Here is a 2,502-nt window from a genome sequence, read left to right as displayed (position 1 = left end):
CCCGGTTGTGGTTTTCATTGGCTGTTGTCCTGAATGATTTTAAAGACCTTCCGGTCCTTAATGGGGGCCGCCTTTTGTGGTAAATAAAGGATCTGTTGGCACTTAGGGGCTTACACCCGAAAGCCCTTACCCGCTGTAAGAGCTTACTGTCCTCGGCCCGGCAAGGGGTGCGGGGTTTTATTGTTACGCCCCACCACCCCACCGGGCCACGGTGGCGGTCATTTGTATGGCCACCTCGTTAAACCTGTAATGGGGGTACGGCAGGGCCGTATATTCCCTGCCCGTATCCTCACAGGTCCAGACCAGCCCCCTTTGTGTGATGATCCTCTGGTACCCTTTGGCTTTCATGGCCGCCAGTGTCGTCAGGTCGCCGCCGTTGTCCAGCACGATGGACCCACCTGCCAGCACCCACATGTGCCCGATCCAGATCGTGACCATCTTTCCTTCCGTGGCCGACCACCTCTCCGCGGGCCTCAGCCCTCCCTGGAGTTGCAGATCCTTGATGTCCCATCCCCTGTCCAGCAGCATTTCTATTTTTGTGAGGGCAAAATCCTCGCAGTCGCCCCAGGGGTCGGCGGTGGTCATGAATCGCCAGACATCCCGGCCTTCGGCCTCTTCTTTGTACGCATAACGGGTGTTAACTGCGTCATTCACGGACCTGAGGTCAGCGGTTTTCTGCTCGGCGTTCAGGCTGTCATGTTTTTCTCTGCCATCGTTTTTGCCCGTGACAATGGGGTGCTCCGGGTGCCGCCCTGCGAAAACCTCAAACCCTGCAGGTACCCTTTGGCGTGTGGCAGATCCGGCACCTGTCATTCCGTGGGTGATACCGGCGGCCTGATACCCCATCCATGTGAATGGGTTGTCATCCAGAAAAAGGCCACCGGTCACATAGGGCTTGTCTGGGTCCTGTGGCTTCACTTCTGCACCAAAATTTTCAAAAATCTCACCCAGCGCACCACTGACACGGAGGCCCATGGAAAGATCCACGGTCTCATTCCCCGTGGTTGGCACCCCCGCCGCATGAACGGGCCATGGCGCCGGGTAGCGAAACAGATCTCCGTCATCGGTGGCCACGGTTACAAGACAACCCTCCAGAGGCAGGGATTCCGAAAAGCCGGGAAAAGACAATCTGTAGTCCCTTGAAAAAATAATCGTTTCGCCGTCTGGTAAAAAACCTGCCCGGCACTGCCACTGCCAGGAAACGGATGTGCCAGCCCGCAGAGAGCAGGTCATCACGGGGGCGCACAAAAACCCCATTTCTTCCCATTGATCCGCGGCGGCCTGTGCCAGATCGGACTGTCTTTTCATGGAAGGGTTCCCCACATCCAGCAGGGTCGGATTCATGTCCACGGAACAACCATCCATGACCCACACCGCATGGGAAAGGGGCATGTCCGGAACATCCTCCTCCGGGGTATGGTTTCCCTGCACCGTCAGTGTCAGGTAGGCCGCGGCATTCTGGGCGATGGCGCGTATGTTCTGCCATGAGATAATAGCCCGGTCCACGCCAACAACATAGGAATCATATCCAAGACCGCCCTGCTCACCGCCCAGGGAATCCCGCCATTCGATCCATGGGGCAGACAGCCTGTCCACATCCTCCTTGTGGACCTTGCCCCAGGGAATACCGTACTGGTAATTAAAATACCTGCCTTCCCAGGCCTTATAAAGGGCCAGCAGCTCAGGAATAAACTCGTTTTTGCAGGAGTCCGCATGGCTCCTGTCTTTTTGCAGCTCGGAGATCCTGCGGTCGCAGAGAGACACAAAGGCCTGCACCCCGGTAATATCTGTAAAGGTGATCCATACCCGCTCGCCGCAGGGCCGTGGGTTTTCCACAAACCCCACCACCACGGGCCGTTTTTCCACCCATCGGATCAATACCCGGTCTCCCTCCCGGAACACCCTGTGGTCACAGGCCATGTACGATACGGGCACGGCCTCAAGGACATCCTCTGTGTTCTGGCTGATATCCGGACGCAGGCGAGACCTTGCATCGTCTACGGCAATACGGGCAAGACCTGTCTCCCTATCCAGATCCGTGATGGTGCCGGTGCGAAAGGTGGGCCGCCATTTTTCCATGGCCGGTTCGGTGATCTGATGCCAGGCGGCCATATGCCGGGGCATGGTGGAGGTCATTAACAGATGGGTGTCCGTATCTTTGCCGCCGGGGGCGATGAGGACCGTAGCCGGATTGCCTGCGATGGCGGCAAGGCCCACGCGGCCTTCCAGTTCATCGGAATAATCCGCACACCAGAGGATGCGTTCATCCTTTGTCACGGAAGCAGCGGTCATGCGGCCCAGCTCCATCTGCAAGGAAACCAGTCTGGCTCGTGTCGCATCCATGCGGCGGATCCGCATGTCCAGCTCATAATACAGGCGGGTATGTTCCACGGAGGCCTTTGTCATGGCGGCCCTGTCATGGGCGGCAATGGCTGTATCCAGCTCCGTTTCGGCGTTCCGCAGCCGGTTCCGCAGCCGGGCTTCTTCCTCTGCCATGCCATT

The 2,502-nt window shown here is 58.0% G+C and carries 1 protein-coding gene; it reads right to left on the bottom strand.

Translation table 11 applies throughout. The features are described from left to right. Positions 1-183 precede the first annotated feature (183 nt). On the bottom strand, positions 184-2,502 hold a 2,319-nt coding region (locus tag OOT00_RS15850; RefSeq protein ID WP_265426398.1), incomplete at its 5' end, for a transglutaminase-like cysteine peptidase.

Source organism: Desulfobotulus pelophilus, assembly GCF_026155325.1.
Classification (GTDB): Bacteria; Desulfobacterota; Desulfobacteria; order Desulfobacterales; family ASO4-4; genus Desulfobotulus; species Desulfobotulus pelophilus.
Note: the sequence above shows the minus strand (reverse complement) of the source record. Positions and strands in the feature narration are given on the sequence as shown.